Source organism: Bacillus sp. NTK074B (genome assembly GCF_017303375.1).
Classification (GTDB): domain Bacteria; phylum Bacillota; class Bacilli; order Bacillales; family Bacillaceae_B; genus Rossellomorea.
This window is the reverse complement of sequence record NZ_JAFKOH010000007.1, coordinates 158,907-184,877: the sequence shown is the minus strand read 5'-3', so window position 1 is coordinate 184,877 and position 25,971 is coordinate 158,907. Positions and strand designations below refer to the sequence as shown.

The window sequence follows — 25,971 nt, the reverse complement described above, 5'->3', positions numbered from 1 at the left end:
AATTAATTCTATGCCAATTATAACTATGATAAAATGAAGGATGAAATGATTAGATAAAGAAGGTGGAAAGAATGCAAATTTCTGAAAAAACCATTGAAGTACGATACGCGGAAACAGATCAAATGGGGGTTGTGTACCATGCCAATTATCTCGTTTGGATGGAACTTGGTCGTACACAACTGATAGAAGACCTTGGCTTCAAATACATCGATATTGAAAAAGAAGGGATCTTATCCCCTGTCATTGATCTGAATGTAAGCTATAAGTCACCGGTCCGCTACGGTGAAAAAGCGTTGATCAAAACATGGGTGGAAGAGTATGATGGGCTTCGCATTACATATGCTTATGAGATCTATAATGGACAAAATCAACTTGCCATCACCGGACAATCGAAACATGTGTGTGTAAAGCAGGAGAACTTTCGTCCGGTATCCATCCGAAAAATGTTCCCGCAGTGGCATGATGCTTACGAAAAAGCAAAAAAATAGGACCTACATAATGAGGTAATCGAAACATGACGGGGGACTCCACAAGAGCATGTTGGAAAGGAAGAAATTCATGGCATTCGGACTAACCAAGAAGGAGCTTAAAGGTTGGAAGCAACGTGTGAAGAATGGAGAGATTGCATTTCTGACCCATTACTGGCTGGATGACCGATTTCCTGGTACTCATTCTGTAACCAAAGTGGGTTGCTGTAACATCGAAGCCCTATCCAAATGGGGAGAGATGTATGGATTGAAGAAAGAATGGATCCATCATAGGAAAGATGGTTTTCCCCATTTCGACCTTTTAGGTGATATTCAATATGAGGTTCTTCATAAAGAAGGCCTTCATGAGCACATTAATCGTTTTCTTAACAAGTAAACAGTTAATTCGTTGAAGGTAAGGAATCACATAGTAAAAGGCTGGCATATGCCAGCCTTTCAACAAATTATTTTCTGTAATCGTATAAAGGTTCTTGAAGTTCTTCATCAAACTCGACATATAGATCATGACCATCAAAAAACCATAAATCTCTTTCTTCAATAAAAAATTCCCGGTTTTCAATTTCGACTCGTTCACCAACAATCACCGGCTCGTCTTTGTTCACTCCTAATGAAAAACCATCGTGCAGAGGACTGGAACCTCCATATCGCACATAAAAACGAACCTGTTCACCTTCCTCAACAAGCATTTCGTCTTTAAACCACGTTAGAGCTTCTTTTGAAATATGTATGTTCATTGATGAGACTCCTTTCTCTACAGGTATTTTCCAGAGTGGCTCCCCGAATTCTGGACAAAGAAAGTTTCATTCCATATTATATACATAGTGAAGTCAGAACATCTACTAAAACGCATAAAGGATGAGATAGATGAAGACACAAGCATTATTATATTACATAGGAGCTTTTATATTTGCGGGACTAAGTGTATTAACTTTCTTGCAATTGCACGTGGCCAAGTATCAGATTGAAGCTGGTGGGTTCATAATCATGGCTGCGCTAATTTATTACGGCATGGTCACTTTATTCTTTAAGGGCCGCCGGAAGACATTTATATTGGCCAATGCATGTTTGGCTATTTTGGCCCTCTGTGGTATATTCTTCAATTCTTTACTATTTGGAAGTCATTAAAAAAACGGGCTTTCCTTTAAGGGGAAGCCCGTTTATTGTTGTGCATTCATTTCACGGCAGTGGTATTCTAATCATTGCGCTAGTCCGTCTACCATATGTGAAACCATTTCTTCTTCGGTATATGCAATCATTCCATTTTTCCTGGCAAAATCAAGAGGATAGATTCTGTAATTATGATAGTGGTTCTCAGACACAAAGGTAGGCTGGAATTGAATGGAGGGATAAGTGATTTTAGAACCCGCAGGATTCATCATTTTTTCTACTTGGACTGTAACCATGCCACCGATGTCTTTAAAATCGTCCTTCTGTCCAGATAGGAAATTCCCTAATGAATAAACCACGACGGCTTCCCGACCATCACTGGTTTTATATGTTTGTAGGGGCTGGAGAACATGGGGGTGATGCCCGAAAATGATATCCACTCCATGATCCGTCAACACCTTTGCCAATCTTTCCTGTTCTTCAGTAGGGAAGCGTTGATATTCATTTCCCCAATGCAAGGACATGACGACCAGATCCACGTTAAGGCTTTTGGCTTTTGTGATTTCCTGTATCATCTTATGTTCATCAATTAAATTGACTAAATACTCTTTCCCTTCTGGAACAGGGATCCCATTTGTTCCGTATGTAAAGGAAAGAAGAGCAAACTTTATTCCATTCACATTAAAGGTACGAATCCGTTCTTGGTCTTCCCGGCTCTTAAACGCCCCTACATACGGCATGGATATTTTTTCATAGTATTCAATTGCACTTAAAAGTCCTTTTTCTCCCTGATCCAACGAGTGGTTGTTTGCATTCGTGACAGCATCGACTCCAACCTCCTGTAAGGATTTAACAATATCTTTCGGACTGTTAAATAGCGGATAACTTGAGACGCCAAGTTCCACACCACCCGGGGTGGATTCCTGATTTGCGATCAGGAAATCAGGAGTTTCCAACATATCCTTTATAGGAGAGAACATAGGGGTGAAATTATATCCGTTGTCATTTTTTGCATCATTGTAAACTGTGTCATGCAGGAGAATGTCTCCAATTGCTGCCAGGGACGCACTCGATGTCATAGATTTCCCCGATGCTTGTACTTCTCTCGTTGAATGGAGCAGTGAAGTGATCTTTTTTTCACCTTTCACAGAGCTGGACCAATCTGTTAATTGTTTATCTATAAGCAATCCAATAGTGAAGAGGAATGAAATACAAAGGAACACTCCAACTATTACACGCTTTTTATTCATATTCATCATCCTTTATTTATACACTACCTCCATTTTACAAAAAAAAACAGATAAGATGGGGGTATATTTAAGAAAATTTGAAGAATATTCTCATATTACCATCATCTTTCTCAAAGAAAGCATGAGATATACTTTCTTTGTTTGAGCCGTTAAATAAAAAAGCGACTGAATCCCCAAGGACCCTATTAAAAAAGGTTTCTTGGGGATTCGGTCGCTTACATTCTAAAGCCATTTGATTTTTGGTTCGGTTTTATTTCTAATCCGTGTTATATTTGCCCGATGTCTGTAAATGACAAAAATGGTGAGGATGCCAACTACAATGATGAGAGGAAGATCTCCAGTGAAGATGGAATACGTAAAGGCGAGCACCGCTGCAATCATAGAAGAGAGGGATACATACTTCGTTACGTATAAGCAAACAAAAAAGACCGCTAGCAGGATTAAGAATAAAATGTAATTATAGCCAAGGAGGACACCAGCAGAGGTTGCTACAGCTTTTCCTCCCCTGAAGTTTGCGAAAATGGGATACATATGTCCGATTACGGCAAATACCCCTGCGAGCAACATATGAACATCACTTGCCAACACCAGCGGTAATAGAGTGGCGACCGTTCCTTTTAAGATATCCATGATGGTCACGATCATCCCGGCTTTCACACCAAGGGTTCTGAATGTGTTCGTCCCACCGAGATTTCCGCTTCCATGTTCACGAATGTCCTTTCCATAAAACGTCTTACCAATCAGCAATCCAGAAGGAATCGATCCTAATAAATATGACAGTACAAGTATAAGGGCAAAAATCATCATCACTGCTCCTTTAAAAATAACTAATCCGTTCTTATTTTAACATGTTTTCCAAAGAATGGGGAGAAAATAAACGAAAAAATTAGTACCTGTTCATAAAAGTAGCTAATATTTATATTACCCGCCGTCCTTCCCAACGAAGTATGTTAAAATAGACACACTTTACATAGTGGAAATGAAGGTGTATACACATGCAAATACTTTTATCCGCGCTTCAATGGGTGGCGTTTATGGTGGCTGGATCGATCGCCGCACCGATTGCGATTGCAGACTTATTTCAATTGTCTCCTGCAGATACAGCCGGATTCATCCAAAGAACAATCTTCGTATTGGGGGCAGCCAGCCTCATCCAGGCATTGGTGGGTCATAAACTTCCCATCAACGAAGGACCTGCAGGATTATGGTGGGGTGTTTTTGCCATTTATGCAGGTTTTGCCGGGACATTATATAGTAGTCACGAAGAAGTCCTGACGGTTTTACAGGGAGGAATGATTGTCAGTGGAGTCATTTTCTTTATTCTATCTGCCACTGGACTGCTTAAGAAGTTATCGTCGCTGTTCACACCAACCATCACGTTTATTTATTTGATGCTGCTGATATTGCAATTAAGCGGATCCTTTATTAAAGGGATGTTTGGAATTCAGCATGAAGGTCAATCCATGGAGCCGTTGGTCCTGTTGGGGAGTTTTCTGACCATTCTTGTGGCATTATACTTCTCCAGCCACAGGCGAAAGTGGATACAGCAATATTCCATCATCCTTGCATTGGCAGCAGGATGGATCATTTTTATACTGATGGGACTGGGGGAAACCACCACCGTTTCAGACAGTTGGTTTTCATTTCCTGAGGTGTTTGTGTTTGGAGCACCCGTGTTTGATGCAGGGGTCATTGTTACGTCTATCTTTATTACATTCCTGTTAACGACCAACATGATCGCTTCCATCAGGGTGATGGAAGAGGTGATGAGAGCCCAAGGACGACCAACATATGAACGATATTCCAGGAGTGGCTTCGCGTCCGGCCTTAATCAGCTATTCGGTGGAATATTCTCAGCCATCGGATCTGTACCCATATCCGGATCTGCAGGGTTTGTAGCTGCAACGGGGATGTATTCCATTCTGCCCTTCATTCTTGGTAGCGGGATCATTATGATCATCAGCCTGATTCCAAAAATCATGAATCTATTTGCAAGTCTCCCAGCGCCGGTTGGATATGCGGTTACAACGGTCATTTTCATTAAAATGGTAGGGCTTGCCCTTGGTGAATATCGAAAAGAAGAAGCCGTGGAGAGAATTCATTTTGTGTCAGGAATCTCCCTTATTGTAGGAGTAGGGGCAATGTTCGTCCCATCCAGCGCCTTTAAGGAAATGCCGGTAGTCGTTGCTTCCATATTGAATAATGGATTAATATTGGGGACCATTACGGCGATCATGGTAGAACAATATATACTAAAGAAAGAATCACCTCATTCTAAAACCAGTAAACAGTAGTTTACTGGTTTTTTTGTTTGCCTAAACCTCTTTTGTTAGGCAGGTAGTATGCACAACTCTTAATCATCACAAACTATAGGGGAGAAGCCATTTTCTTTTACAACATGTTTACCTTTTGTATAATGAGGGTATCCCTTCTATGTTTACTAAAATTTCTCAGTTCATAAAGCAGGTGGAATAATGATTGAATTTAAAAATGTCACAAAAATCTATGAAGATGGTACGGAAGCAATAAAGGGGATCAACTTGACAATCCCTAAAGGGAAGCTTGTTGCCTTAATCGGTCCGAGCGGGTGCGGAAAAACGACTACGATGAAGATGATCAATAAGCTTATCTCGCCTTCAGGCGGGACCATCCTCATTAACGGGAAAGATACATCCGAAACGGATGAAGTGGAGCTCAGACGAAACATTGGCTACGTCATACAGCGTATCGGGCTTCTTCCCCATATGACGATTGAAGAAAATATCAGCCTTATCCCTCGTTTGAAAGGATGGAAAAAGGAAAAATACGAAGGCCGTGTTGATGAACTTCTTAATCTGGTAGGCCTTGAACCGGACATCTATCGAAAAAGGTATCCATTGGAATTGAGCGGAGGACAGCAGCAGCGTGTCGGAGTGATCCGTGCACTTGCTGCAGAGCCCCCGATCATTCTTATGGATGAACCATTCAGTGCCCTGGATCCCATCAGTCGCGAACAGCTCCAGGATGAATTGAAAAGTATTCAAAATACAATACATAAAACGATCGTTTTTGTTACACATGATATTGATGAAGCATTAAAGATCGCTGATGAAATCGCCGTCATGAGGGATGGGAGGATCGAGCAGTTTGCTTCGCCTGATGAGCTCCTGACAGAACCTGCCAATGAATTCGTCCGCGCTTTCATCGGTGAAGATCGTCTGAAATCTCATCCAGGACAAAAGCAGGTTGTGGACATCTTGAGCGACGATAGGGATGCGCACATGCAGTTGGAAGAGTCTGAATACTCGTTGATTTCATATGATGCAACCATTCAGGAAGCGGCAAGAATGCTCTTGGCAACCGGAAAACCTTATCTTATGGTGACGAGAAGCGACAAAACGATCGGGATTATCACATCCAGTGACATTCTTCGAGCTGTCGCCCTATCTGATAAAAAGGAGGCAGGTTCAGTATGAATGCATTTTCCATCCTTTTCATCCATACCATATCAAACCGTTCTGATGAAATCTTAACGGGATTATTGGAACATCTATATTTATCCTTTGTATCGATTTTCATAGCAATTGCCGTATCTCTGCCATTGGGTATATACATATCCCGAAAAAAACAGTCGGCGGAATTTTTCATCGGAATCACTGCCGTTTTCCAGACGATACCCAGTCTGGCTCTATTCGGTTTTCTTATTCCACTTTTAGGTACGGGAAGTATAACAGCCATTATCGCTCTTACGGTATATGCCCTTTTACCGATTCTCAGAAACACATATACAGGCATTATCGGGGTCGATGAGGGAGTCATAGAGGCGGGAAGAGGAATGGGAATGACTAATTCCCAACTTTTATTTAAAGTAGAGCTTCCTCTCGCCCTTCCATTTATCATGGCGGGTATACGAACCGCTACTGTCTTAACCGTTGGGGTCGCCACGCTTGCAACGTTTGTAGGGGCTGGTGGACTTGGTGACCTCATTTACCGGGGACTGTCTACCTGGAATAATGCACTTGTCCTTGCAGGGGCGATTCCCGCTGCCTTACTCGCATTAAGTTTCGACTTTTTATTGAAGCTGCTTGAAAGATTGACCACACCTAAAGGGTTAAAGGCACGAAAATAGACCATAATTCAAAGGAGAATAAGAATGAAAAAGAAATTACAACCATTCATATTATTAATCGTATTATCCATCGTGATCTCAGGTTGCGGAAATGGAGGCGGAAAAGATACCATCACAGTGTCAGGAAAAATGTGGACCGAGCAGTTCATTCTGACTCAGATGATGGCGGAACTTCTCAAAGAAAAAACAGATTTGGATGTGAAAGTTGAAGAAGGATTAGGAGAAGTCTCGATCCTTACACCCGCTCTTGAAAAAGGAGACATTGACGTTTATGTGGAATATACAGGTACTGGCCTAGAAGCTGTACTGAAAGAACAAGCCAAGAAAGGCGCATCAGCAGATGAAATCCTTTCACAAGTGCGCAAAGGATACGAAAAAAAGTTTGATGTTACCTGGTTGAAGCCGTTAGGTTTTGAGAATACGTATACTCTCGCCTATACAAAGAATCAGGATTTTGATGCTAAGACTTTCTCTGACATTGTCCCTCTTTCCAAGGATCTGAGCTTCGGTGCACCTCATCAGTTCTATGAGCGTGAAGGGGACGGGTACGAGGCTTTCTCTAAAGAGTATGGTTTCGAATTTAAAGAAAAAGAAAGCTTTGATCCTAATATTATGTATGAAGCGGTTAAAAACGGAGATGTAGACATTATTCCAGCGTTTACTACAGACGGAAGAATACAACGTTACAACTTGAAAACAACGACTGATGACAAAGGATTTTTCCCTCCGTACGATGCTGCCCCAATCATTCGTCAAGAAGTACTGAAAGAACATCCTGAAGTCGAAAAAGTGCTGAATGAATTAGCAGGAAAGATCTCTGAAGAAGAGATGAGTGAGTTGAATGCCAAAGTCGATATGGATAAGCAGGATCCCAAAGACGTAGCACGTGATTTCCTTATTTCCAAAGGCTTGATCGAAAAGTAAGGATCATAGAAGTGTCAGGCACGGAAAAGGAGCTGATTGTTCTTACAAAATTGCTCCCTGATTTCTTCCTGACACTTCCTTTTATTTAAACAATTTTATAAATTTTTGAAATATTAAAGGAAAATATGGTATAAAAGAAGAATAGGACTTAAGAAACAGTTGAAGAGTAAAAGGCATGAAGGAGTTGTGAACATTTATGGAAAATCCATCCCGAAATGAAATTGGAAGCATACTCAAACAATCCAAGCGTATTGCAGTGATTGGTTTAAGTGATAATCCAGCACGCACATCTTATATGGTTTCTAAGGCGATGCAGGATCAGGGATATGACATCATTCCAGTGAACCCTACCATTGAGTCGGCCTTAGGGGTCAAGGCTGTATCTTCACTCCAGGACATTGATGGACCAGTTGATATCGTTAATGTATTTCGCCGGTCAGAATTTTTGCCACAAATCGCGGAAGAATTTGATAAAATTGATTCTAACGTATTTTGGGCACAACTAGGTGTAGAGAATGAAGAGGCTTATCGCTTTTTAAAAGAACGAGGGTATACAGTCATTATGGATCGCTGTATTAAGGTTGAACATGCTTTAACCAAATAATTTTCACTCGTAACAAGCGGCTCTTACCGCTTGTTTTTTTACGGACTGTCCGCTCTTAAATCAGGACGAGGAACAAATGGTATTTAAGCCGGATCACGGAAATACCATTTGCGAAAATCAAATAAAACGCTACAATAAGCAATAGTGGTTTACCTCAAAATGACCAAAACAGGTAAACGAACAAACGTTCTTGTGTTATAGTTAATAGATACATAACCAATAATAGCTTACAAGAACCCAGATATTATGGTTAGAGAAGTTTTGAAAGGGGAATGTTCGTGGCCAACCAGAATAAGACCATGGATTACAATGATGATGCCATACAAGTATTAGAAGGCTTAGAAGCCGTCCGTAAGAGACCTGGTATGTATATAGGCTCTACAGATTCAAGAGGCTTGCATCATTTAGTATACGAAATTGTCGATAACTCGGTTGATGAAGCGCTGGCAGGCTTCGGAAACGAGATTATTGTTACGATACATAAGGATAATAGCATCTCTGTACAGGATAAAGGCCGGGGCATGCCAACAGGGATGCATAAGCTTGGAAAGCCTACTCCTGAGGTCATCTTGACCGTTCTTCATGCGGGAGGGAAATTTGGTCAAGGTGGATACAAGACAAGTGGTGGGCTGCATGGTGTTGGTGCCTCAGTTGTAAACGCTCTGTCTGAATGGCTTGTTGTCACAATTGAGCGTGACGGGATGAAATATGAACAGCGCTTCTTAAATGGCGGAAAGCCTGAAACTACTCTTGAAAAAATCGGCAAAACAAAGAAATCCGGAACATGTATTCATTTCAAACCTGATCCTGAGATTTTTAGTACTATCACCTATAATTACGAAACGCTTTGTGAGCGTCTAAGAGAATCTGCCTTCCTGCTTAAAGGGTTAAAGATTGAAATCATCGATGAACGTCATGATCAAAGAGAAGTCTTTCACTTTGAAAGCGGAATTCAGGCATTCGTTCAATACTTAAATGAAGAAAAAGACGTCCTTCATACAGTGGCTTTCTTTGAAGGAGAAAATCATACGATTGAAGTGGAATTTGCATTCCAATTTAATGATGGGTTCTCTGAAAACATCCTTTCGTTTGTAAACAATGTTCGTACGAAAGACGGCGGAACCCACGAAGCAGGTGCCAAGACGGCAATGACCCGGGTCTTCAACGAATATGCACGGAAAGCAGGTATCCTGAAAGACCGTGATAAAAACTTAGAGGGTACTGATATTCGTGAAGGTCTTGCTAGCATCGTATCCGTACGCATACCCGAACACCTCCTTCAGTTTGAGGGTCAAACGAAAGGAAAGCTAGGCACAAGTGAAGCGAGATCCGCAGTGGATGCTGTCGTATCGGAGCACCTTCTATATTTCTTAGAAGAGAATCCTGATACAAGTTCCCTACTGATCAGGAAATCCATCAAAGCGGCGCAGGCCCGTGAAGCCGCACGTAAAGCAAGGGAGGATGCTCGAAACGGTAAGAAACGGAAGAGATCTGAAACGGTTCTTTCAGGCAAATTAACGCCGGCTCAATCGAGAAATCCTCAGCGTAATGAACTGTATCTTGTGGAGGGTGACTCTGCAGGAGGTTCTGCCAAACAGGGACGTGACCGTAAATTCCAGGCTATCCTTCCCCTGAGAGGAAAAGTCATAAACACAGAAAAGGCAAAATTACAGGATATCTTCAAAAATGAAGAAATCAATACAATCATTCATGCGATTGGAGGCGGAGTCGGACCCGAATTCAATGTAGATGACATCAACTATGACAAAATCGTCATCATGACCGATGCTGATACGGATGGTGCTCATATACAGGTGCTACTGTTGACCTTCTTCTACCGCTACATGAAGCCGTTATTAGAAGCCGGGAAAGTGTATATTGCTCTTCCTCCCTTATACAAGGTAAGTAAGGGAACAGGAAAGAAAGAGAAGCTTGAATATGCTTGGACGGATGATGAGCTTCAAGGGGCCATTTCCAAAGTCGGAAAGGGATATATGATTCAGCGCTATAAAGGGCTCGGAGAAATGAACGCCGATCAGTTATGGGAAACGACGATGGATCCGGAAACTCGGGCGTTGATTCGCGTACGGATAGACGATGCTGCACGTGCTGAACGCCGAGTTACTACGCTTATGGGTGATAAAGTAGAACCACGCCGTAAATGGATTGAAAGCAATGTTGCGTTTGGTTTGGAAGAAGACGGAAGCATTTTGGAAAATGAAAACATTACGGTCGCAGAGGAGGGGTAATACATGACAACAGTGGAAAGATATCAAGATTTACCTCTGGAAGAGGTGCTTGGCGACCGATTTGGACGTTATAGTAAATATATTATCCAGGAGCGTGCACTGCCAGATGCGCGAGACGGATTGAAACCGGTACAAAGACGTATTCTTTACGCAATGTATGTAGATGGGAACACTCAGGAAAAAGGATTCCGGAAATCAGCGAAAACCGTTGGTAACGTAATTGGGAACTATCATCCCCATGGTGACACGTCTGTCTATGATGCCATGGTCCGTATGAGTCAAACGTGGAAGGTCCGCAACTACCTGGTTGAAATGCATGGAAATAACGGCAGCATTGACGGAGACCCTCCAGCAGCAATGCGTTATACAGAAGCACGCCTTTCTGCGATTTCCATGGAGCTCTTGCGTGATATCGATAAGAAAACAGTGGACTTTGTTCCAAACTTTGATGATACATCAAGTGAACCGACCGTTTTACCATCCCGTTTCCCGAACCTTTTAGTCAACGGGTCTACTGGTATTTCGGCAGGGTATGCAACCGACATCCCGCCTCATCACCTTAATGAAGTCATTGATGCCGCCATCATGCGGATGGAAAAGCCGGATAGTACTGTAGATGACCTCATGACGGTCTTAAAGGGACCTGATTTCCCTACAGGCGGTATCATCCAAGGGGTAGACGGCATAAAGAAAGCCTATGAAACAGGAAAAGGAAAAATTGTGGTAAGAGGGAAAGCGGATATAGAGAATATCCGTGGAAGTAAACAGCAGATTGTCATAACAGAAATCCCTTATGAAATAAATAAAGCAAATCTCGTTAAGAAAATGGATGAATTCCGCGTAGATCGTAAAGTGGAAGGGATTGCAGAAGTACGGGATGAAACCGATCGCGATGGAATGCGCGTCGTGGTAGAGTTAAAAAAGGATGCAGATGCAACCGGTGTTCTGAACTACCTTTATAAAAACAGTGATCTTCAAATCACCTATAATTTTAATATGGTTGCCATACATAATCGCCGTCCTAAACTGATGGGACTCCGTGAACTATTGGACGCGTACATTCAGCACCAAAAAGAAGTGGTGACCAACCGTACGAAACACGATTTAAATAAAGCGAAGGACCGCCAGCACATTGTCGAAGGTCTGATGAAAGCACTGTCTATCTTGGATCAGGTCATCGCAACAATTCGTGCATCGAGGGACAAGCGGGATGCAAAGGATAACTTAATTCAAAAATTCCAATTTACAGAAGCCCAATCGGAAGCGATTGTCAGTTTGCAGCTATACCGCTTAACGAATACCGATATCACAGCACTTCAGGCGGAAGCGGAAGAATTGGCGGAAACGATTGCAGAACTGACGTCTATCCTTGAAAGTGAAAATAAGCTTTATAGTGTCATTAAAAAAGAACTTAAGGGCATTAAAAAGCAATTCGCTGACGAGAGAAGGACGCAAATTGAAGATAAAATAGAGGAAATCAAGATTAACCTTGAAGTTCTGATAGCGAGCGAAGATGTCATGGTAACAGTGACCCGTGATGGTTACATGAAACGTACAAGCCTTCGTTCCTATTCTGCTTCAAACGGTCAGGATCTTGCTATGAAAGAAACGGACAGGCTCCTGGGCCAATTTGAAATGAATACAACCGATGTCCTTCTAGTGTTTACAAACAAAGGGAATTACATCTATTGCCCAGTCCATGAGCTACCGGATATTCGTTGGAAAGACCTTGGTCAGCATGTAGGGAACATCGTGCCGATCGATCGGGATGAACAGGTTCTCAAAGCGATTCCGATTAAAGAATTTGATCCTGCCCACTATTTACTGTTTGTAACTAAGAACGGTATGATCAAGAGATCCGAACTGCCTCAATACAAAGCGCAGCGTTACTCCCGTCCACTTGTCGGGATTAACCTAAAAGGTGACGATGAGCTCTTAGAGGTCTACTTAACAGATGGATCACATGATGTATTCATCGCTACACATTTAAGCTATGGACTATGGTTCTCAGAAGAAGATGTAAATATAGTAGGACCAAGAGCAGCGGGAGTGAAGGGGATTAACCTTAAGGAAGACGATTTTGTTGTATCGGGTAAGATCGTGAAAAATCCAACGAAGGATTATATTTTCTTAGCAACCCAGCGTGGGGCCGTGAAGAAAATGAAATTAGCCGAATTCGAAAAGACATCCCGTGCCAAACGTGGAGTCATTATGCTTAGAGAATTGAAATCGAATCCTCATCGCGTTGTGAGTATAGAAGTTGTGAAAGATACGGACAAAGTAGGACTGATGACGAAAAAAGGCAAGTATGAAGAGGTAAAGATTACAGACCTCAGACCAAATGACCGCTATTCGAATGGATCATTTGTGATCGACGAGGGAGACAGCGGATCTGTATGTGAAACGTGGACAGAATCATTGCTGCCTGAAACAAAAGAATAGCATTCATCAAAACGACCAGAAGAAATTTTGGTCGTTTTTTTGCTGGAGATGACCATTATAAATGAATAGTGCATATTCATTCGTAATTGTAGTACAATGTCGGCATATAATTGTACTACAATTAATATTCTTTCAGCAATATGAATTTATCAGTTGAAGGAATATCTTATTTTTGATAGATTAAAACAGTGTCTGAATGGGTAAACATACATATGTTCATACATTATTTGTCATAAACAAAATCAACCGGGGGGAACATTTATGGATTTATTAACTAGTATAGTAGGTACATTGAATGATTATATGTGGTCATACATACTGATTGTGGCTTTAATCGGACTTGGTTTATACTTCTCTTTACGGACAAAGTTTGCACAGTTCAGGTATTTAGGTGAGATGGGGCGACTATTAACTGATAAAACGACCATTTCTTCGGAAGGAAAGCGAGGAATCTCTTCTTTCCAGGCTTTCACGATCAGCACGGCATCCCGTGTCGGTACCGGTAACCTTGCCGGTGTTGCGACTGCCATCGCAGGTGGAGGACCTGGGGCTGTTTTCTGGATGTGGCTCATCGCCTTACTTGGTGGGGCAACGAGCTTCGTAGAAAGTACACTTGCTCAGATTTACAAAGTGAAAGATGGAAAAGACGGCTACCGCGGTGGTCCTGCTTATTATATGGAAAAAGGATTGAATGCCCGCTGGATGGGTATCCTGTTCGCTGTCATCATTACATTCTGTTTCGGTCTTGTATTTAACTCCGTACAATCGAATACAATTTCACTTGCTATGGAAGAAGCGTATTCATTTGATCGTATGACAGTCGGCATCATTCTGGCCGTATTAACTGCACTTGTTATCTTTGGTGGAGTCAAGCGAATCGCCAGTGTCACCCAAATTGTCGTTCCGATTATGGCCGTCCTTTATCTGATACTTGCATTCTATATTTTAGTTACCAACATTACGATGCTCCCGGATATGTTTGTCGTCATCTTTGAAAATGCATTCGGTATTCGCGAAGTAGCAAGCGGTGGAGTCGGAGCAGCAATCATGATGGGAATCAAACGCGGCCTGTTCTCAAATGAAGCGGGTATGGGTAGTGCCCCTAACGCTGCAGCATCTGCGGGTGTCACACACCCTGTCAAACAAGGATTGATTCAAACACTGGGGGTCTTCACAGATACTTTACTTATCTGTACGGCAACTGCCTTCATGATCATACTATCTGATCAATATACGACCGGAATCGATGGCATTCAGTTAACACAGGCAGCTCTAAGCTTCCACGTTGGGGCATGGGCGGATACCTTTGTCGCTGTCGCCATATTCCTGTTCGCGTTCAGTTCCATAATCGGAAACTATTATTATGGTGAAACCAATATCGAGTTTATCAAATACAGTCCCGTTACCTTAGTCATTTACCGCATTGCGGTTCTCGGCATGGTGATATTCGGAGCTGTTGTGAAACTGGATATCGTATGGAGCTTAGCAGATCTGTTCATGGGTCTGATGGCGATCATCAACCTGATTGCCATCACATTACTTGCAAAGATATCCATAGCCGCACTAAAAGATTACAGGGAACAAAAAAGGCAGGGGAAGGATCCCGTCTTCTACTCCAACTCTATTAGTGGATTAAAAGGAATCGAGAGCTGGGAAGCTAAACCTGAGGCAACAGAACAGAAATAGAATGAAAGGACCAACCTTGAGGGGTTGGTCCTTTATTGAATTTGGATACTGGAGGATGACAGGATGCGTGATTTCAGCGAGTTAATGATTGAAATGGAGATACACGTCAATGAAACCATCATGAAAAGAGGATTGACATACTATAGAGAAAATCGAATCATGGATGCAGACATATTTCCTACCCATGTTCATGGAATAGTGAATGGAAAAGGGGATGACTATGATACCATTGTTTATCTGGATCAGTTTGAAAACAGTATTTGTACATGTCCCTTTAATGGCTACTGTAAGCATATCGCAGCCCTTGTTTTTTACGTGCAAGATCATAATGAGTTTATGGTGGAAGAAACAAACTCCTTTCCAGCTGAAATTAGAGGCTTCTCAAAAGATGACCTGGTGCAAATGATTCAAACTCTAGGAGAAAGAAATAGCTTCATTCGCCAAGCAGTACTTGATTATATAAGAAAAGAAAAGCCATAATCATTACATAGAATTTCCTTCTTTGGTGAAAATAATATTGAATAATTTTTCAGCCAAGGAGAGAGAATCATGAGAAAAGAATTACTATTTGCATTCGGTGCTTTCTTTGTTATGTCCCTCCACGCCATAGCCGGAAATCTCTCAACCCAACCACCGGAAAAAGAGCCGGTGAATGAAATGACGGTATCTGTTTATAAAAAGGATGTAACCGGTGATGGTAAGAAGGATACCATCACACTCAAGGCGATTCCGTATTCTCCTGACACCCTGTTTATGAAACAAATCTGGGCAGATATCAAAACGTCCAGGGGAAGTGACATCCGTATTGATTATGAAGGTGGATACGAACCAAAAATCCAATTCGTTGATTTAAATCATGATGGAATTAAGGATATGCTGTATTCATCAGCAACAGGTGGAAGCGGTGGCCTATACACTATGGCTCTCCATACACTGGCAGATAATAAACTGGTGGATATCGGACTACCAGAACCCCTGACCATTACAGCGCAATTTGAAGATCAGTACAAAGCAACCATTATCTTTGTCGATACTAATCAATCCTACTCGATTGATTTGAGGGATCGGAAAGAGGATTACGAAAGATTGGGAATTTACACCGATGGAAAATTAAATGAGCCAATGGAATTAATGGTTGGTCCATATTCCTTTTTCGAACCAGCCAAGATATTCGGAAAATCCGGCAAAGGGTTAAAAGGTTACCAGCAAATAAGCGGAGCCTATCATGCTGATGGCATTGGAACGGCCACTTCCTACTGGTATTATGATGATGGTAAATGGAATTTAGTAAAAATAAAGTGGAGGGAGAGCTAGGAACCGTTATTAGGCTATCGTCATACTCTGTTGTAAGCCCATTATTGTGAAGGAGGCTTACACATGAGTGAATTTAAGCCGGAAAAGTTAACCGTTCAATATGTCCTGCCTGCATCGGTTTTTAATCCAATCGATAATAGGAAATACACGTTAACGCATTCTGATTTAACAGGTGACCTATTCCTAAGCATCGGCTGCCAGTACGCTGTTGAGAAGATTAACATGTCCATGAGGGACGAAGTATTGGGAGAGTGGAAACGAAACCTCGGTCAATATACTCTTACCGGGACTGTATATGTCAGCGGAGGGGAATTTGATCAGCAGCTTTCCAACGTACGGTTCATGATTTTCAAGAAGGAACTGCCCCTGGCACTGGCTGCAATGGTGAACGGTGATAAAGGCTTTTATACGTACTATCCATGGCTACTTGATGCGCCGATCATCATTTGCTTTGAATCCGTTTTTCCAGAATATCAGCAAACGCTTTATTTCGGAACACCAAGACAATATTTACTTAAATAATGCACAAGCATAGAGAGGACCCTACAGGCTCTTTATGCTTTTTCTTTTGCTCTGATGAAAAGAAAGCCAAGCTTTGATGAAACATGATTGAAATGAAGTATGCAGGTAACATTATGTAAACTAATCAGTTGTTATAATGGTGGGAAACCGGAGCGGCTTATGAAGATGGAACGTCATATTCAAATATTGAACATTGCCGAGCAGTCAGATAATTCTCGTATAAAGTTTTTTAGTGAAAGGAACTAAGAAACGCGACCAAGGGTGACAACTCAAAGAACATGAACTGATTAATCGGTAGAAAATTTGAAGATATAACCGGATTGGAAAATTCGTTGATTTTTTCTTCTGTCTCATTGTAAACAGTATACTTATGATATGAGATTATAAATGATTATTTCATTCAGCTTCCGATAATATATATTATGGTAACTAGAAAAACTAAAGTCTGGTTTATTGCCCCCTCCGTTGTTCATAACATAAAAAACTTCACTTTTTTAAGTGAAGTCTTTTACTGCCTTTTTAACCTGTTTGAAATGGTTCTTGAATTCTAAATCATTTCTCAGCCATATATCCAGTGTTTTAAGATCAATCCCAATTTCTTTACATGCTTTATTTTCATCATAACAATGGCTAAACAACTCTAAAAAATTCTTCTTTTTTTCTAGAGATATTTTCGCTGTACTGATTTTACCTCTAATTTCTGCAACTTCTAAAAGTTCCTTTTCAAATTCTAAATACTTCCGTTCCAAATACATTTCTTTTTCGCTGTAGATCCAATCTGCAAACATCTTTAAAGATAAGCGACTTATAATGAATAGTCTGAAATGATTTTTGACTATCTTCATTTTTGTTGTAAAACCTTTGTGTTCAAATATAGACTTTAAAGTTAACAGAAAAGATAATGAATTCCCTACAAAGGTTACCGTATACCCTTCGTAAGACACATTTCCATCCCCATCAAAATACCCTCTGACAAAATGACTCAAATACTTTTCTGGAATTTCAGGCATCTTAAGAGCATTTGATTTGTCAATGGTCATTCCATGCAGGTTCATCAGGTCATACTTCATGACCTTGCTCCCAATGATAAGTGTATAGACACCCGTATTATTCATCACGAATGGATGATTTGACTGTAGTTCCTCCCGGATCTGCTCCAGTATGTCAGGATCCTTCTGAGAAAAACAAACCGTATGATTTCGGCTGCTGATATGCCCGTCTGCTGCAAAAAAACCGAGTATATAAGCCATGTTATTGCTCCAGGTCTTAAAGTAATCCTCATGAACCCTGTATTTTCGTTTCCAGCTCCCGTGTGGAGTTCTCTCCACCTTATTCTGTTGTAATACTGAATTGATATAACGAGTGGATACATTGGCTCTTTGGGCAATATCTGCCGTCTTTTCCCCTTCTTCGTACATTTGTATGATTTCAGTTATTTCCAAGGTGCATTTCTTTTTTCTTGTCATGTTAAGCACCACCTTCAATCATTGTGTATCTTCATTATACAGAACAAATGTTCGATAGTCGAAAAAGAGGCACTAAATTAAACGTGAACTTTGTAAAAATCACACACTCTCCCGTCAATAGCAGCAATCGGCTCTGGTAAGCAGCGGTTGGATTAAAACCATATTCGTGTGCATGTATTCCATTTCACGATAATAAATTCTTATCATAGGATATAGATAAGAATTTATCGTTATATACTCAAATTGGTTAAGAAAGCTGTGATTTTATAAGATGAAAAATAATCACTATCCATTTCAAAATCTACAGGAATCCGGGATGTCATTTGACCAGGTCTTTGAACATATTGTGAAGTTCATGCAATCCGATCCAAATGGTCACTAACGATTAATGGTGGGGACTGATTCTCAAGTTCATCACTCACATACCACCTTCATAACAGGAATAGTGATATTAAATGAAGGAAAAGGTGTGTGGGCATGTATAAGAAAAGTATTAATCCCAAGAAAAATGCTGCAATTACATGAGAGAATTTCATATGAGCTATCTCTATCTGAAGAAATTGTTTCTTTATTTACAGAGGAAAGAAAAAATAAGTTAATCAATATCGTTCTTCCTTATATTTATTCTGGGGCCACATTTACTATGGAGGGTCATATTGATATCGGGAATGGAAAACAGAATAAAACAAGTAAGTTTGTGAAGGAAATGGTCGCAAGGATGGAAGCAATGGGAGTGGAACCGAAAATTAAACCTGATGCATTCGTAGCTTCCAGTTATGCCAACCGTTATACAAAATAAAGCCCTACATGTTCAGTATGGGCCTAAACCTCCTCTTAAATGATTATCATTTTTATGTTGTAGAGCACCGACAATATACGGAAACACCCTCCCCATGCCCTCCTCCTTGTCTCTACCACCAGCTGTGAAGAATAAAAAAGATGCCAGGGACATAAATCCCAGGCATCTTTTTTACATTCTCTTTATTTCTCCATTTATCTCTCATTTACTGCCTTATCTGTCTGAATTCTAATATTAGAACATATGTTCCAATATTTTTTTTACTATAAGAAATCAGTAGTATTCCTTATCGTTGCTTTTCCCTTTTACTCAGGTTCTCCCTCAACAAGAACTTTTGAATTTTCCCACTTGCATTACGAGGAAGTTCTTTCACAAAAAGGTATTCCCTTGGACGCTTATAATCTGCCAATAAATCTCCATCCTTCAGAAATGAATCCAACTCGGAGGACGTAAGGGAAGGATTCTTAGATACAATCACAGCCAGTACCTGTTCCCCCCAATTTTCATCAGGCTGACCCAGGACGGCGACATCCAGCACATCTTCATGTGCATGAAGGGCGTCCTCCACTTCCCTTGGATACACATTCTCCCCACCTGAAATCACCATATCATCCACCCTGTCAGCCACATACAGGTAGCCTTCTTCGTCCATATAGCCTAAATCACTTGAATGGTACCATCCCTTATACAGTGCTTTTTCCGTTGCTTCCTCCAGGTTAAAATACTGTAGCATCGTACATGAACCCCTTACGATGATTTCACCCACTTCACCAGGTGTACAGATATTATCAGGTTCAGATGGCCCGTTTTCATTCGGTCTTACCACCCTTATCTCATGATTGTAAGCGGCCCTTCCAGCAGAACCCGTCTTCGTCAGCTGCTCATCCTGAAGGAGGAACGTAACCGCCGGTCCCATCTCTGTCTGTCCGTATGCCTGGATAAGGTCAATGTTCATCTTATCATGAAGGGTCCTGACAAGAACAGGCGCCATGGGAGCCGCACCGTACAGACCAATCCGAAGGGAAGTTGTATCATATCCTTCCACCCCATGCTGAAGGATCATATTCCACATGGTCGGCGCTGCGAAAAGAGTGGTGACCTTCTCGCGCTGAATGACTTCCAATACGGTTTCCGGCTGGAACTGATGCACAATGATATTTTTCGCACCTGCTTGAACCCTGGGCAGGAAACAGCAATGAAGTTCGGCACAGTGAAACATCGGTGCCGTCACAAGACCGATATCGTTCGGAGTCAGCCCCATGACCGATGTACATATCAGGCTCTGCTCCGCCATATCCCTATGCCTGTGAACGACACCCTTTGGTCTGCCTGTAGTCCCGCTCGTGTACATAATGGCATATACTTCCGTCTCTTCTACCATGATGGGTTCTAATTCCCTGGAACAACAGCCGACTGTCTCATTGTAGCTTTGTGCAAAGGAGGGTACCTCCTCACCCACATGCCAAAAAAGGGTATGAGGGAAAAATGATGATATCCCCTCGATCGGCTTTGAAAGGGATTCTTCAAAGATCACGACCTTTGGCTCCGCATCCTTTAATATATAGTGGATTTCCTGCCCCTTTAACCTGAAGTTAATCGGATTGATCACTGCACTAATCTTCCCGCACGCAAAAAATACGTTCGCAAGCTCCAGTGTATTAAATAGATACGTAGAAACCAGGTCCCCCTTTTTCACTCCTGCATTCAAGAGTGCATTTGCCACACGATGGACTTCATCCTGCCACTCTCCGAAGGTTAACCGTTTACCTGTCTTCTCTTCTACAATAGCCTCCTTATTGCGGAATTTCTCTACCGTTTGGTCAAAAATAGATCCAGTCGTTGCGTACATGTTTCTCCTCCTTTAATAAAAGCTGACTATTTACTGTCCGATCCCTACACAATTAATGTTCGTTACTTATTTACGTTTTCCTTCCTTATTAATCTGATAATTCAGAAATAAACCATAAAAAAACCGCCACCTCTTATATCTAGCCGAGATGGCGGTTGTTGATCGTATGTTTATGACGCTTTTTGCTCACTCATGACAACGTTCAACTTGCGTTTAGATAACACATTAAAGAAGATATTCAGCCCGATCGCGGTTAAACTGCCGGCCACAATCCCGTTATCCGTCAAGATGCGGATGCTTGAGGGCATTTGCGCAAAAAGTTCCGGTACTGCCGTAACCCCGAGTCCCATTCCCACAGAACACGCAATGATTAACAGGTTTTCCTGAGAAGAAAAATTCACCGTACTCAGCATTTTGATTCCGTAGGCTACAACCATCCCGAACATGGCCACCATCGCCCCGCCCAATACGGAGGCAGGAATCACAGTGGTAAGTGCGCCTATTTTTGGCACTAAGCCCAGAATGACGAGAAATGCTCCCGTTGCATAAATCACGTTCTTCCGTTTCACACCTGAAAGCTGGACCAATCCGACATTCTGGGAATAGGCCGTGTATGGGAATGCGTTGAATAATCCACCAAGCACAATGGCTAACCCTTCTGCCCGATACCCTCTCGCTAAATCTTCTTCCGAAACCTTTCGCTCAGTAATATCCGCAAGGGCGAAATAAACACCTGTTGATTCTACCAGGCTCACCATGGCGACAAGAATCATCGTGAGAATGGCCGTTATTTCAAATGTCGGCATTCCAAAGTAAAAGGGCTTTGCCATATGAAACCATGAAGCATCACCAACAGCGCTGAAGTCGACTTTACCGAGTATGAACGCCACGGCCGTTCCTGCCATCAATCCGAGTAAAATCGAAACGGAACGGACAAACCCTGTAAAGAATTTATATAGGAATAAAATAAATAATAATGTACCAAACGCTAAAGACAGATTTTCCAAAGAACCGAAATCAGCACTTCCCTGTCCACCTGCCATATTATTCATGGCGACGGGAATCAAGGTAATCCCGATGATAGTCACAACTGAACCCGTTACGACAGGAGGGAAGAAACGGACGAGTTTTCCAAAGTATTTGCTGATTACAACGACAAATACGCCTGAAACGAGGATCGATCCGTATATAGCGGAGATACCATATTGACCCCCGATGGCGATCATCGGCCCGACCGCAGTGAACGTACAACCCAGCACAACGGGAAGCCCGATACCGAAGAAGCGATTCTTATAGACCTGGAGCAAGGTAGCAATTCCGCACATAAAGATATCGATAGAAATAAGGTATGTCAGCTGCTCACCCGTCAATCCGAGTGCCCCGCCGACGATGAGGGGGACAATGACTGCTCCCGCATACATGGCAAGAACATGTTGAATACCAAGAGAGGCGAGTTTAAGGTGCTGATTCTTCATTATACATGCACCTCCTCTTGCTTAAATTGTACTTTTCCATTTTCAAGAGATTGAATTTCTGCTAGTGATTCCACTCGATATCCCGTTTCACGGACAAGCTTCCCTCCGTTTTGGAAAGATTTTTCGATGACAATCCCGATTCCGGCAACTTCTGCGCCAGCTTGTTTCACTAGATCAATTAAACCGAGTGCGGCCTGTCCGTTTGCCAGGAAATCATCAATCAGTAATACCCGGTCATTTTCTTTTATGTATGTATTTGAGATCGAAATCGTATTTTCTTCCTGTTTGGTGAATGAGTATACCTTTGAAGTAAGCACTCCTTCTGATAGTGTCAACGATTTCTTTTTACGTGCAAACACAAGTGGAACATTCATGTGAAGGGCAGCCATCACACCGGGAGCGATCCCCGATGATTCAATGGTCAGTACTTTTGTGATTCCTTGATCTTTGAAACGATGCGCAAATTCTTTTCCTATTTCCAGCATCAGTTCCGGATCAACTTGATGATTAAGAAATGAGTCTACCTTTAATACAGTTTCTGAAAGGACAACGCCCTCAGTATTGATTTTATTTTTTAATAAGTTCATGAAAAAAATCGCTCCCTTACCTTTTGTAGATTAAAAAAACCCAAAGGATATTGTACTCACTTATTGAGTGAGACAATGACCTTTGGGTTAGGCAAAGAGCGTCCATGAAAGACGCATCTATCACTGCTCACCCATAGTCGGATCATTTAAGGTAATCCGGTAGAAACTTGCAGGCCATATCCCCGCTATTATATGAGTGAAACGAATATTGATTTGATATTGGATAGTATACCGGCAACCCGGTAATTTGTAAAGGCTCATTTCCTAACATTTAGACCATTATTTCATTTAACGTTCGTAATTTATCCAACTCTTAAATGCTCTTATTATTTTCTCTTGTTCATCCTGTTAAAAGAGTCATATCTTTAGGATCAGAACGATAATCATATTATGTAGTCATTTTTACACATTTTTGGTAAACAGGGAGGGGAAAGGATGAAACAAAATGCTGTAGCCATAGGTCTAAAGATCTTTGCATGGCTTGTATTCTTCATCGGTTGTATTACCGCAATGGAATTGGATGTTGCCCATTCCGGTATTTTTGGCATGGAGAACACAACATCGGTTATTTGGCTGATATATCTTTTCACACTGGGAACAACTTTGTTTTTCTTAGGATTAAGTGAGATTGTCAAATTGAATCAGCAAAAAATAAATCAAAGCCTTGTTGAAGGCCAATCATAATCTTGTGAAATGACAGAGGACAAGATGACGAACTTAAATACTTCTTCATGAGTAGCCTGTTTCAAATCGTAAAGCATGGTAAGCTATACATCACCATGCTTTACTTCTTTTCAACTCTATCCAGTTTAGAAGAAAGTTCTTTTAAAAGGTCTCTTTTTTCCCCATCAGATAAATCTGAAGCCTTAATTTCTTTTCTTTCAGAAGAAATGATAGCAAGTTTCTCTATATATGTGTCATCAAATAATTGGATGAATTCATTCGTAAGCTTCTTTGCTAAGAATGGACTGGCTCCACCGGTTGAAACAGCGATCGTTAATTTTCCTTTTTGCTTAAATGACACCATCTGCATATTTCCGCAATCCCCATCGTCCACAACGCATAAGAGCTGGTTTTCCTCGGAATATACTTTCACCTGTTCGTTCACCGATCGTTTATTCGTTGCAGCGATGACGATAAACGCATTTCTTACATCAGCCCTTCGCACGTCCCTCTTAATCCATACAATCTTATTCTCTTCATATAGTACTTTGATCTCATCGACGATCTCCGGACTGATGACGGTAATCCTTGCTCCCTGCTCATAAAATACAGAGAGCTTACGAAATGCTACTTTCCCTCCACCCACAATAGTTATTTGTTTCCCTTTCACATCAATCATGACAGGAAGCATAGCATTCTCCTTTAGCCCCTAGTGATTCATTTATCCGGTCCAGGAAGGCTTCTTCCACAAGTGGATCATATCCTAAATAATTTCCCAAAATGATTTGATCATTCTTCGTTCTGCCTATTTCCTTTTCAATGCCTTTCATCAGTAACCCGGTAAATAATAAATATGGGATGAAGATGACGTTTTTATCTGAATACCTTACAGACTCCAAAGTTTCAGTAAAGCTTGGAGAAGCTGCTGTTAAATAGCAAGTTCTCACGTCTCCTAACGTGGTTCTTCTATGGACAAGTGCCGCTATAGTATCAAGATCTCTCCTGACATCAGGATCAGAGCTCCCTCTTCCAATTAATATAGCAACGGCAGATGAATCAATTGATATGGCTTCCTCAATCTTTTTAATGACACTTTCGACCATTTTATCGTGAACACCTATGGGGCGACCGTAATTCACATGGATATCCGGATAGGTATCCCTGCATTTATGAATTTCATCCGGGATATCTTTTTTGGCATGGACGGCAGTCAGAAGGAGAAGTGGCACGACTGTTATATGCGTTGCTCCCCTTTCAACACAGACAGCGAATCCTTCTTTAATGGAAGGGGATGCAAGTTCCAGAAAGCTGATTTCCTGAATATCGGCTTCAACGTATTTCTGGCATCGCATGATAAAGTTTACCGCCTCTTCACGTGCTTTCTCAATCCGGCTGCCATGACAAACGTACAGGACTGCATGCTTCATCTATAATGCCTCACTCATAAGCATTTTCTGTTCAAACCATTGGATCTTCTCTCGATACCGTACCACTTCTCCAACGATGATCATGCTTGGATTTTCAATGTTCTCGTTTTTAACAATATCGACGATCGTGTCCAGCGTCCCTGTAACGGTTTTTTGTACTTCTGTCGTTCCCCAGTGAACAAGGGCCACAGGAGTATCTTTGGACTTTCCATATTGTATAAGCTTTTCCTTGATATAAGGAAGATTGCTGACCCCCATATAGATGGCAAGGGTGTCAATTCCTTTCGACAGGCTTTCCCATTTCTCATCTTCGAGTTGATTGTTTTGTTTATGACCTGTCACAAACGCAACGCTGGAGCTTGCATCCCTGTGAGTGACCGGGATGCCGGCGTAGGCAGCGGCCGCTATCCCCGAAGTGATACCCGGGACGATCTCAAATGGGATCCCTTTTTTCGCACACGCCTCCGCTTCTTCTCCTCCTCTACCGAATACGAAAGGATCGCCACCCTTTAATCTCACCACTACTTTTCCACCTGACGCGTATCGAACAAGAAAATGATTGATTGTATCTTGTTTCATCGTATGATAGTTTGGCAGTTTTCCACAGTAGATCAAGTCTGCCCCTTTCTTCGCGTAGGAGAGAAGTTCTTTATTCACCAAGCGGTCATATAGGATGACGTCTGCTTTTTGGATAGATTTCAACGCTTTTACCGTAATCAGTTCCGGATCTCCTGGACCCGCTCCCACTAAATATACCTTACCCATTGTCTTCCTCCTTACGATTTGATGATCGTTTCCTGTTCATGCAGAACAAAGCCTGCTCCATTTCCCCGAATTCTACGCTTTTCATAAAGAGAAATATCCACGACATCCGGCTTTTTCAAAAAGTACTTCTCAAGTTCGATTTCCACCAGATCGAAGGCTTTCTCATCTGATTCAGCCGCTACTACAACAATTGTGACGAAATCACGTGCCGTGACTTCGAATCGATACAAATTCATTTCTCTTGAC

The 25,971-nt window shown here is 41.6% G+C and carries 26 protein-coding genes, 1 pseudogene and 1 riboswitch; of the genes and pseudogenes, 16 read left to right on the top strand and 11 right to left on the bottom strand.

Annotation, left to right across the window (positions count from 1 at the left end; translation table 11 throughout):
- Positions 1-71 precede the first annotated feature (71 nt).
- Together JI667_RS13760 and JI667_RS13755 are read left to right on the top strand one after the other, a co-directional pair.
- Entirely contained in the window at positions 72-488 is a 417-nt protein-coding gene (locus tag JI667_RS13760) for an acyl-CoA thioesterase (protein WP_206855416.1), read from the top strand.
- Positions 489-558: 70 nt separating this feature from the next.
- The gene (locus JI667_RS13755; RefSeq protein WP_206855414.1) at positions 559-864 is read left to right on the top strand and encodes a hypothetical protein; all 306 of its coding nucleotides are present in this window, start codon (positions 559-561) and stop codon (positions 862-864) included.
- 67 nt (positions 865-931) lie between these two features.
- On the opposite strand, the gene JI667_RS13750 is transcribed toward JI667_RS13755, so the two are convergent.
- A complete protein-coding gene (locus tag JI667_RS13750) occupies positions 932-1,222 on the bottom strand; it encodes a HesB/YadR/YfhF family protein (RefSeq protein WP_206855411.1) in 291 nt (96 codons plus the stop codon).
- Between the two features lie 130 nt (positions 1,223-1,352).
- On the opposite strand from JI667_RS13750, the gene JI667_RS13745 reads away from it, so the two are divergent.
- Positions 1,353-1,613 (top strand): hypothetical protein, encoded by a 261-nt coding sequence (locus tag JI667_RS13745; RefSeq protein ID WP_206855407.1) that lies wholly within the window; start codon positions 1,353-1,355, stop codon positions 1,611-1,613.
- A gap of 71 nt (positions 1,614-1,684) precedes the next feature.
- Here the strand turns inward: JI667_RS13745 and JI667_RS13740 are convergent, their stop codons facing one another.
- Positions 1,685-2,845: a CapA family protein gene (locus JI667_RS13740; RefSeq protein WP_206855404.1), complete on the bottom strand. Its 1,161-nt coding sequence runs from the start codon at positions 2,843-2,845 to the stop codon at positions 1,685-1,687.
- Positions 2,846-3,067: 222 nt separating this feature from the next.
- Positions 3,068-3,652: a glycerol-3-phosphate 1-O-acyltransferase PlsY gene (plsY, locus tag JI667_RS13735; protein ID WP_206855403.1), complete on the bottom strand. Its 585-nt coding sequence runs from the start codon at positions 3,650-3,652 to the stop codon at positions 3,068-3,070.
- 188 nt (positions 3,653-3,840) lie between these two features.
- Here plsY and JI667_RS13730 point away from each other — a divergent pair, with 188 nt between their 5' ends.
- The 11 genes from JI667_RS13730 to JI667_RS13680 all read left to right on the top strand — a co-directional run bounded on the left by JI667_RS13730 (position 3,841) and on the right by JI667_RS13680 (position 16,694).
- Entirely contained in the window at positions 3,841-5,139 is a 1,299-nt protein-coding gene (locus JI667_RS13730) for a purine/pyrimidine permease (protein ID WP_206855400.1), read from the top strand.
- Between the two features lie 180 nt (positions 5,140-5,319).
- Complete coding sequence (locus JI667_RS13725; RefSeq protein WP_206855397.1) at positions 5,320-6,300, top strand: ABC transporter ATP-binding protein; 981 nt, start codon at positions 5,320-5,322, stop codon at positions 6,298-6,300.
- The gene (locus tag JI667_RS13720) at positions 6,297-6,953 is read left to right on the top strand and encodes an ABC transporter permease (RefSeq protein WP_206855394.1); all 657 of its coding nucleotides are present in this window, start codon (positions 6,297-6,299) and stop codon (positions 6,951-6,953) included. Before JI667_RS13725 ends, JI667_RS13720 begins: the two co-directional genes overlap by 4 nt.
- A gap of 24 nt (positions 6,954-6,977) precedes the next feature.
- Positions 6,978-7,877, top strand: a complete 900-nt coding sequence (locus JI667_RS13715) for a glycine betaine ABC transporter substrate-binding protein (RefSeq protein ID WP_206855391.1) — start codon at positions 6,978-6,980, stop codon at positions 7,875-7,877.
- A gap of 196 nt (positions 7,878-8,073) precedes the next feature.
- Entirely contained in the window at positions 8,074-8,481 is a 408-nt protein-coding gene (locus tag JI667_RS13710; RefSeq protein WP_206855388.1) for a CoA-binding protein, read from the top strand.
- Between the two features lie 278 nt (positions 8,482-8,759).
- Complete coding sequence (gene parE / locus JI667_RS13705) at positions 8,760-10,730, top strand: DNA topoisomerase IV subunit B (RefSeq protein ID WP_368077911.1); 1,971 nt, start codon at positions 8,760-8,762, stop codon at positions 10,728-10,730.
- A 3-nt stretch (positions 10,731-10,733) separates the two neighbouring features.
- Complete coding sequence (gene parC / locus JI667_RS13700; protein ID WP_206855385.1) at positions 10,734-13,172, top strand: DNA topoisomerase IV subunit A; 2,439 nt, start codon at positions 10,734-10,736, stop codon at positions 13,170-13,172.
- A 261-nt stretch (positions 13,173-13,433) separates the two neighbouring features.
- Entirely contained in the window at positions 13,434-14,858 is a 1,425-nt protein-coding gene (locus JI667_RS13695; protein ID WP_206855382.1) for an alanine/glycine:cation symporter family protein, read from the top strand.
- Between the two features lie 63 nt (positions 14,859-14,921).
- Entirely contained in the window at positions 14,922-15,338 is a 417-nt protein-coding gene (locus tag JI667_RS13690) for an SWIM zinc finger family protein (protein ID WP_206855380.1), read from the top strand.
- 69 nt (positions 15,339-15,407) lie between these two features.
- Entirely contained in the window at positions 15,408-16,172 is a 765-nt protein-coding gene (locus JI667_RS13685) for a hypothetical protein (RefSeq protein ID WP_206855362.1), read from the top strand.
- 63 nt (positions 16,173-16,235) lie between these two features.
- Positions 16,236-16,694 (top strand): staygreen family protein, encoded by a 459-nt coding sequence (locus tag JI667_RS13680; RefSeq protein ID WP_206855359.1) that lies wholly within the window; start codon positions 16,236-16,238, stop codon positions 16,692-16,694.
- Positions 16,695-17,188: 494 nt separating this feature from the next.
- On the opposite strand, the gene JI667_RS13675 is transcribed toward JI667_RS13680, so the two are convergent.
- Positions 17,189-18,160 (bottom strand): LAGLIDADG family homing endonuclease, encoded by a 972-nt coding sequence (locus JI667_RS13675; RefSeq protein ID WP_206855357.1) that lies wholly within the window; start codon positions 18,158-18,160, stop codon positions 17,189-17,191.
- 271 nt (positions 18,161-18,431) lie between these two features.
- Here JI667_RS13675 and JI667_RS13670 point away from each other — a divergent pair.
- Positions 18,432-18,959, top strand: a pseudogene (locus JI667_RS13670) (ribonuclease H-like YkuK family protein).
- Positions 18,960-19,245: 286 nt separating this feature from the next.
- On the opposite strand, the gene JI667_RS13665 reads toward JI667_RS13670, so the two are convergent.
- From JI667_RS13665 to JI667_RS13655, 3 genes are all read right to left on the bottom strand, one after another.
- Positions 19,246-20,808 carry a long-chain-fatty-acid--CoA ligase gene (locus JI667_RS13665; RefSeq protein ID WP_206855355.1) on the bottom strand — a complete coding sequence of 521 codons (1,563 nt, stop codon included), beginning with the start codon at positions 20,806-20,808 and terminating at the stop codon, positions 19,246-19,248.
- Between the two features lie 170 nt (positions 20,809-20,978).
- On the bottom strand, positions 20,979-22,283 hold the full coding sequence (locus tag JI667_RS13660; protein ID WP_206855352.1) for a nucleobase:cation symporter-2 family protein: 1,305 nt from the start codon (positions 22,281-22,283) through the stop codon (positions 20,979-20,981).
- Positions 22,283-22,870: a xanthine phosphoribosyltransferase gene (locus JI667_RS13655; RefSeq protein ID WP_206855349.1), complete on the bottom strand. Its 588-nt coding sequence runs from the start codon at positions 22,868-22,870 to the stop codon at positions 22,283-22,285. The genes JI667_RS13660 and JI667_RS13655 overlap by 1 nt, the downstream gene beginning before the upstream one ends.
- Before the next feature lie 114 nt (positions 22,871-22,984).
- Positions 22,985-23,086: riboswitch (purine riboswitch) on the bottom strand.
- A 219-nt stretch (positions 23,087-23,305) separates the two neighbouring features.
- Between JI667_RS13655 and JI667_RS13650 the strand changes: the two genes are divergently transcribed.
- Positions 23,306-23,554, top strand: a complete 249-nt coding sequence (locus JI667_RS13650) for a hypothetical protein (protein ID WP_206855347.1) — start codon at positions 23,306-23,308, stop codon at positions 23,552-23,554.
- A 100-nt stretch (positions 23,555-23,654) separates the two neighbouring features.
- Here the strand turns inward: JI667_RS13650 and JI667_RS13645 are convergent, their stop codons facing one another.
- The 4 genes from JI667_RS13645 to JI667_RS13630 are packed head-to-tail and all read right to left on the bottom strand — an operon-like array spanning position 23,655 to position 25,961.
- Positions 23,655-24,224, bottom strand: coding sequence for a precorrin-2 dehydrogenase/sirohydrochlorin ferrochelatase family protein (locus tag JI667_RS13645; RefSeq protein ID WP_206855345.1), 570 nt, complete (start codon positions 24,222-24,224; stop codon positions 23,655-23,657).
- Positions 24,205-24,960, bottom strand: coding sequence for a sirohydrochlorin chelatase (locus tag JI667_RS13640; protein WP_206855343.1), 756 nt, complete (start codon positions 24,958-24,960; stop codon positions 24,205-24,207). The genes JI667_RS13645 and JI667_RS13640 overlap by 20 nt, the downstream gene beginning before the upstream one ends.
- Positions 24,961-25,725, bottom strand: coding sequence for a uroporphyrinogen-III C-methyltransferase (cobA, locus tag JI667_RS13635; RefSeq protein WP_206855341.1), 765 nt, complete (start codon positions 25,723-25,725; stop codon positions 24,961-24,963).
- A gap of 11 nt (positions 25,726-25,736) precedes the next feature.
- Positions 25,737-25,961, bottom strand: coding sequence for a DUF3906 family protein (locus JI667_RS13630; protein WP_098354550.1), 225 nt, complete (start codon positions 25,959-25,961; stop codon positions 25,737-25,739).
- Positions 25,962-25,971: the final 10 nt, after the last annotated feature.

Coding starts and splice junctions, on each gene's coding strand:
- JI667_RS13760 (WP_206855416.1), top strand. CDS start 72: ATGCAAATTTCTGAAAAAACCATTGAAGTACGATACGCGGAAACAGAT.
- JI667_RS13755 (WP_206855414.1), top strand. CDS start 559: ATGGCATTCGGACTAACCAAGAAGGAGCTTAAAGGTTGGAAGCAACGT.
- JI667_RS13750 (WP_206855411.1), bottom strand. CDS start 1,222: ATGAACATACATATTTCAAAAGAAGCTCTAACGTGGTTTAAAGACGAA.
- JI667_RS13745 (WP_206855407.1), top strand. CDS start 1,353: ATGAAGACACAAGCATTATTATATTACATAGGAGCTTTTATATTTGCG.
- JI667_RS13740 (WP_206855404.1), bottom strand. CDS start 2,845: ATGAATAAAAAGCGTGTAATAGTTGGAGTGTTCCTTTGTATTTCATTC.
- plsY (WP_206855403.1), bottom strand. CDS start 3,652: ATGATGATTTTTGCCCTTATACTTGTACTGTCATATTTATTAGGATCG.
- JI667_RS13730 (WP_206855400.1), top strand. CDS start 3,841: ATGCAAATACTTTTATCCGCGCTTCAATGGGTGGCGTTTATGGTGGCT.
- JI667_RS13725 (WP_206855397.1), top strand. CDS start 5,320: ATGATTGAATTTAAAAATGTCACAAAAATCTATGAAGATGGTACGGAA.
- JI667_RS13720 (WP_206855394.1), top strand. CDS start 6,297: ATGAATGCATTTTCCATCCTTTTCATCCATACCATATCAAACCGTTCT.
- JI667_RS13715 (WP_206855391.1), top strand. CDS start 6,978: ATGAAAAAGAAATTACAACCATTCATATTATTAATCGTATTATCCATC.
- JI667_RS13710 (WP_206855388.1), top strand. CDS start 8,074: ATGGAAAATCCATCCCGAAATGAAATTGGAAGCATACTCAAACAATCC.
- parC (WP_206855385.1), top strand. CDS start 10,734: ATGACAACAGTGGAAAGATATCAAGATTTACCTCTGGAAGAGGTGCTT.
- JI667_RS13695 (WP_206855382.1), top strand. CDS start 13,434: ATGGATTTATTAACTAGTATAGTAGGTACATTGAATGATTATATGTGG.
- JI667_RS13690 (WP_206855380.1), top strand. CDS start 14,922: ATGCGTGATTTCAGCGAGTTAATGATTGAAATGGAGATACACGTCAAT.
- JI667_RS13685 (WP_206855362.1), top strand. CDS start 15,408: ATGAGAAAAGAATTACTATTTGCATTCGGTGCTTTCTTTGTTATGTCC.
- JI667_RS13680 (WP_206855359.1), top strand. CDS start 16,236: ATGAGTGAATTTAAGCCGGAAAAGTTAACCGTTCAATATGTCCTGCCT.
- JI667_RS13675 (WP_206855357.1), bottom strand. CDS start 18,160: ATGACAAGAAAAAAGAAATGCACCTTGGAAATAACTGAAATCATACAA.
- JI667_RS13665 (WP_206855355.1), bottom strand. CDS start 20,808: ATGTACGCAACGACTGGATCTATTTTTGACCAAACGGTAGAGAAATTC.
- JI667_RS13660 (WP_206855352.1), bottom strand. CDS start 22,283: ATGAAGAATCAGCACCTTAAACTCGCCTCTCTTGGTATTCAACATGTT.
- JI667_RS13655 (WP_206855349.1), bottom strand. CDS start 22,870: ATGAACTTATTAAAAAATAAAATCAATACTGAGGGCGTTGTCCTTTCA.
- JI667_RS13650 (WP_206855347.1), top strand. CDS start 23,306: ATGAAACAAAATGCTGTAGCCATAGGTCTAAAGATCTTTGCATGGCTT.
- JI667_RS13645 (WP_206855345.1), bottom strand. CDS start 24,224: ATGCTTCCTGTCATGATTGATGTGAAAGGGAAACAAATAACTATTGTG.
- JI667_RS13640 (WP_206855343.1), bottom strand. CDS start 24,960: ATGAAGCATGCAGTCCTGTACGTTTGTCATGGCAGCCGGATTGAGAAA.
- cobA (WP_206855341.1), bottom strand. CDS start 25,725: ATGGGTAAGGTATATTTAGTGGGAGCGGGTCCAGGAGATCCGGAACTG.
- JI667_RS13630 (WP_098354550.1), bottom strand. CDS start 25,961: ATGAATTTGTATCGATTCGAAGTCACGGCACGTGATTTCGTCACAATT.